6 protein-coding genes are annotated in these 5,494 nt (G+C 48.2%); 1 reads left to right on the top strand and 5 read right to left on the bottom strand.

Features of this window, described 5'->3' with window-relative positions; translation table 11 throughout:
• From EPE01S_RS22355 to EPE01S_RS22335, 5 genes are all read right to left on the bottom strand, one after another.
• Nucleotides 1-336 (bottom strand): VOC family protein (locus EPE01S_RS22355; RefSeq protein ID WP_062749587.1); only part of this gene is annotated, 336 nt, incomplete at its 3' end.
• 262 nt (nucleotides 337-598) lie between these two features.
• Nucleotides 599-901: a putative quinol monooxygenase gene (locus tag EPE01S_RS22350; protein WP_062749593.1), complete on the bottom strand. Its 303-nt coding sequence runs from the start codon at nucleotides 899-901 to the stop codon at nucleotides 599-601.
• A 272-nt stretch (nucleotides 902-1,173) separates the two neighbouring features.
• Nucleotides 1,174-2,223: an NAD(P)/FAD-dependent oxidoreductase gene (locus tag EPE01S_RS22345; protein WP_244634678.1), complete on the bottom strand. Its 1,050-nt coding sequence runs from the start codon at nucleotides 2,221-2,223 to the stop codon at nucleotides 1,174-1,176.
• Between the two features lie 293 nt (nucleotides 2,224-2,516).
• A complete protein-coding gene (locus EPE01S_RS22340; protein ID WP_062749585.1) occupies nucleotides 2,517-3,023 on the bottom strand; it encodes a P-loop nucleotide/nucleoside kinase family protein in 507 nt (168 codons plus the stop codon).
• Nucleotides 3,024-3,426: 403 nt separating this feature from the next.
• Nucleotides 3,427-4,854, bottom strand: a complete 1,428-nt coding sequence (locus EPE01S_RS22335) for an MFS transporter (RefSeq protein ID WP_072277531.1) — start codon at nucleotides 4,852-4,854, stop codon at nucleotides 3,427-3,429.
• Nucleotides 4,855-4,983: 129 nt separating this feature from the next.
• Between EPE01S_RS22335 and EPE01S_RS22330 the strand changes: the two genes are divergently transcribed.
• Nucleotides 4,984-5,364, top strand: a complete 381-nt coding sequence (locus EPE01S_RS22330) for an ArsR/SmtB family transcription factor (RefSeq protein WP_062749582.1) — start codon at nucleotides 4,984-4,986, stop codon at nucleotides 5,362-5,364.
• Nucleotides 5,365-5,494: the final 130 nt, after the last annotated feature.

The raw sequence follows: 5,494 nt of genomic DNA, 5'->3' as shown, positions 1-5,494 counted from the left end.
GATGTTATAGTGATTGTCGCGTAGCTCCCTGTACAACTTGAAGCCATTAGCGCGGACACGAGCAAGCACCGACTCGATATCTTCTACTTCTATCTGAAAATTAATTCCGCGACCCAGCGGTCTGACGAGTTCAGCCGTATTCCATCCTTCCGGATTATATTTCTCCAGCATCAGTTGTGCCTCGCCGAGACTGACGTAGGCAAAATCGGGCTCATGACGCCTTATCATGATGTTGAAACCAAGCACGTCAACATAGAAGTGCAGGGAGACACAAAAATCCATTACTGTCAGTTCAGGCACCATGCGATTCCAGTAGGGTGCTTTCAACTCAGTCATTGCTCAACTCCATTTTTAACTGACATAGCATATATCAGATGGCTTTAAGAAAGTTCAACTCCATGAAGTCAGTGACTCAATTGTCAGATGCATTGTGTTGATGTCAGCTCCTCGCTCACAGCAGCCCCCCGGTTGTTGCCGTGGGCTGCTTGGTGCCAGAAACGGACATAACCTCACATCAAAAAGCTGGGGCTAATGCAGCTCCATAGTTGACCTATATGTGTGTAAAAAATTCGATATAAGGTATTGATAGCATGAATTTTTATAAGCCGTGCGTGGTTACGAGACGATTCATCAGAATGTATTGAGCATCTTTGCGCTTATGTTGGTCAATCAATGGCACAAGCCGTCTGAAATGCTCACTTTCACAATGCAATTCGAGAGCTTTACGATCCGGCCATTCCTCTATAAAAATGAAATGCCCCGGGTCCTTTTCATCGATATACAGATCATAAGCAATGCAAAGAGGTTCCTTTTTAGTGGCCGATACTAGCTCACGGTACAAGGCCATAACCTTCTCAACACAATCAGGTTTTATAAAATCTTCGGCAATTACTTTTAACATTACAGCCTCTAAAGATAAGAAGAATCTACACACTATGGCGTAAAGAGATGTTTTGGAAAAACTCCTTAAAATTGCACTGGCCTTAACCCCATTAATTAATACATCGTGATGTTAGTAATGCCTTAACCAGTTGTGAGAACAATTGCGAACTTCCGCTCTTCGCTCAAAACGGACCTCATGAGTCTGGGGTTCGTCCGAGTTGTGCCTGAGTTGGACTTAAATAACATTCCGGACGCTAATAAACAGGTCACAGATTAGTGCTTATCAACATATTAACTTTGCTGTAAAGGCTTATTTCCGAAGCGAGAGAGACGGTAAATCTCCGGGATCTCATCGTTCTTACCGTTGCGTAATTCTTCAGAAACCAGCCTGCCGATCGCAGCTGCGCAAGTAACAGCTGGGTGCATAACTGCGACATAGACGCCCTCGCTCTCATCAGTGAAGCCAAGAACTGGATACTCATCCTGCGGAACAGGGCGTTCTCCTATTGAGTATTGGGTGAGAGAAGCCGACTCTGCGCCCCTGAGCCGGCTTCTTATTAAGGCCTGAGCAGCGATAACAGTTTCTCTGACGCTGCCGTTTGCCGGGTAATCCTCAGCTGCTAGCAAATCCCCGTTACGGCAATGTCGAACCTCTATATCATCACCTGCGATGAGAGTTTTGACTACGCACTGGGGTGCTGCAAAACGTAGCAATACAGCAGGTGATGCCAGAACCGGAACAGGGGTACCCATCAGCTTAGTCAGAGCGGGAATACCCGTTCCACAGGCCAGCACAACGCAATCCGCCTCCAGTTGCCCCTGAGAGGTCAGAACACCTGTCACCTTGCCATTGGTCATGCAAAAACCCTCAACGGTCGTTTGGTTTTGCACTACCACCCCCTTTCCGCAGGCCTTATCCAGTAATATACGTGTCGCTTCTATGGCATCGATGGCCCCATCTTTTGCAGCATAACGGGCTTCTGAGGGAGGAAGTACCAACGCAGGCTCAAGACTGGCTATTTCGGCTGTGTCGAGTAGGCGTTCTTCAGGTAGGCAGGCCTGAGACGTTGCGCCGTATTTTAATGAACCACCCCAGTTAATCTGAAGCTCCGGAATTTGTTCTTCAAGCCTGTGCCAGTCCTCAAGTGCGGCGCGCCGGAGAAGCACATCAGGCGCATCATCACACACCACGCCGGTCAACCAGCCGAACGCGCTGCCGGTCGCCCCTGATGCAGGCATATTTTGCTCAATAACAGTGACGTCAAATTCAAGGTGGGCAAGATGCCATGCGATTGAAGCACCAGTGATTCCGGCACCCACGATGACGATCCTTTTTTTCATACTCACCACTGTAACCTTCTCCTGAGTGGGAAACATCTCCATGCCATGATGCAAAGGTTATTTGTTACGGTCAACCTGCCAGAATTGCAAAACGCATGGCCAAAACTCGTCAAGACAGCAGCTTTATATGCTTTGTTTAGAAGTTCGCTTTTCGCTCAAAGCGGACATCGGCCTTCTTGTTAGTCCGCTGTGTGCCAGGAGCGGACGTTGTCTAAGTTATGGCATCATAAGTACGCTCAATGTTCGGAAAAGAAAAAAGCTGCTCGATGTCAGCTTAAACGCGGATGATGCATTTAGAGGTATTCGATAATATCAAAACCTTCGTCAACTGTGGGTTCTGAGAAATAACTCGTTATGATATCGAACTGTTGATCTGTAGCTGCAAAGTCGTGCGCACCTTCTGCGTTACGGGCGTGTAACCGGGCTCTACAGACTTCATCAGATACATTCAAATAATGCAGACGATTATCAGCACCTGACTCCTTAATGATACTCATCATCCATTCACGCTGTGTCCGTGTGTTTGCCGGGAAATCTAGAACAACGGATAAACCCGCGTTGAGTAGTGCCACCAGGTGGGGCTTCATAGCGCTTCTGAGCTTTGAGGAACACTGAATATAGTCCGCCACTGATTGCATTTCATTTGCATAGAGCGTAACCAGCCAGTCGTCTTCACTAACAATTACGGAGCCAGGTAAAGCACCTAATTTTGCAGATAATGTGGATTTGCCTGATGCAATTTTTCCGCATAAAAGATGCAGGGTAGGTTTTACTGAAGTTGCCACTGTATCGAAGTCCATTTTTACCTCACAGGTTTGTTCCGGTAAGGCCCACCTTACCGGCGGGAAATGGCGAACGTTATCCCACCTAAGAATTAGAGGTGATGATACTGAATGGGTGAGATTGTACTGAGCCGGTTGCTGTCATTTGCCCAGGCTAACAGGCGATAACATAAAAATCACCTGTTTATTAACTTTTTACATTAAAAAGTCCGCTGTTCGATCATAGCGGACTTTTGTCTGACGTCAGTCCGCTTTGTGCCAGGAGCGGACGTTCACATGCAGGCCAGTACAGCAGCATGTTGAAATTTTCGCGCATCTCCCAGCGCAGGCTGTAAATTAAAAGACCCGCTATACAGCAGGTCTTCCACATTAATACTTTTCATCTGAAGCCATCGGCAAAAGATACTGATTTTCTGCCAGGTTATTTCTGCTGGCAAATCATCGCAGCTTTGCAAGGTAACAGGCAGGAAACAAAAATCCCTGCAATTTGTCCCGCTGCAGCCAGATAAAATGCAATTTGTAAGGCATTTTGGAGACTGTTTGTCGCGTTCACCTGATGCAGACTTACGGTCCCGCTTCCGGATAAAGCCACTAACAGAGCAATACCAATAGCGTTACCAACATTCAGCGTTGTAGAAGCCATTCCTGAAGCCACCCCTTGCTCGTCATGCTTTACACCTGAACCCGTAGCTACCCACATTGCCGTCCAGACAATTCCCTGGCCTAGTCCTGAAATGACCAGTCCCGGTAATACGGTTAAATAAGATGCACCTGAATAGACTGATGGAACCAGTGCCAGCGTACCCGCAATTCCAGTTAAAAAACCGGCGAGTAAAACTTTGCGTAACGACAGACTATTTGCAAGTCGGGCTCCGAATTGCGTTCCGACAAAAATTGCCAGCGAAGGAGCTATAAACGCCAGGCCGGTCTGCAAGGCGCTGTATTCCATAACGTTCTGAAACATAACGGTCAGAAAATAAGGCAGCGCACCGAAGGTTCCCATATAAATAAACGTGATCACCATGCCTGTTGTCAGACTTCGATTCCTGAATAATCGTACCGGCATTAATGGGTCGGGACTGCGAGATTCTATGGCGGCAAACGCCAGCAGAAATACCACTGACAGACTCAGTGATAAGAGAATATGCTCTGACAACCAACCCTCTTCAGGCCCCTGAACCAGAGCATAAACCAGCAGAATTGCTCCTGTGGTGACGGTCACAGCGCCCGGTAAATCGAAGCTGCGGCGCTCTTTCTGGACACTGTCCTTAGGTAACACAAAAAAAGCGGCGCATATTGCAATCGCTGCCAATAAAACATTGACGAAAAATACTGACGGCCAGCCATACACACCTGTAAGTATCCCGCCGGCGAGCGATCCCAGTGTAAGACCACTTGCGCCTGCGCCGCCCCAGACTGCCAGTGCCCGGTTGCGTGAAGGCCCTTCCTCGAACAGTCTGTTTATAAGCGAAAGCGTGGCAGGAAAAAGTAATGCCGCGCCTATACCCTGTATGGCTCGTGCAATGACAATGACGACAGGACTCCACGCTAATCCTCCGGCCAGTGAGGAGAGCGCGTAGAGCCATAACGCACCGATAAAAACACGACGTTGCCCCAGAAGATCTGCTGCTCGTCCACCGAACAATAAAAATCCCCCACAGCATACCGTATAAGCACTGACCACCCACTGGAGCGTGTGCTCCGAAAAACCCAGTCCCGATCCAATTTCCGGCAGTGCTACAAACACAATATTGATATCAAGGGAGTACATGAGTTGGGCGAAAGCAAGCAGAGCCAGGCTGAGGTGTTGAAAGCGAGGGGCACCTGATTCCCGTAAGGCAGTAACCATAAATAATCTCCATATAAACTAAAGTACGAGTACATACGTACATTTAATGTATGTATGTACTCGTACATTAGTCAACTGATAAAATTTAAAGTATAGTGTTGGCATGTCCACTATCTGCTGAGAAACCCCATGCTTTCTAAACACCCTGATGCGGAACAAATACGTCTTGAAAACGTGCTGACAGCTTTGGGAAATCCATTACGTCTGACGGTGGTTCGGGTGCTGGCGGGCGGCGGTGAACATGCCTGTAGCGCCGTGCTGAGTGGGATTCCTAAATCGACGCTGACTCACCACTGGCGTGTCTTACGGGATAGTGGCGTTATCTGGCAGCGCCCTTTCGGGCGCGAAAATTTACTATCGCTGCGCCGGGAAGATCTTAATGCTCGCTTTCCCGGGCTGCTGGATGCTTTGTTGGGTGCTGTGGAAAACGACGCACTGACGCAGGAATCAACAGTCAGGAATCTGCCGACGCCATCCACAGAACAAAAAGCTCGCGCAGAGGAGAAGTAAAAGGAATGGAGTGCGAACGTCCGCTTCTCGCTCACAGCGGACCTGACGAATCCTCTACAGGTCTGCTTCGTGACAAAAGAAGGCGTTAAAATTATTATGATGCGCTGTGTTTTGCATAGCTGGTTAATTT

The sequence above is a fragment of the Erwinia persicina NBRC 102418 genome (assembly GCF_001571305.1).
Lineage (GTDB): Bacteria > Pseudomonadota > Gammaproteobacteria > Enterobacterales > Enterobacteriaceae > Erwinia > Erwinia persicina.
The sequence above is the reverse complement of the archived record's forward strand: the minus strand, read 5'-3'. Positions and strand labels throughout refer to the sequence as shown.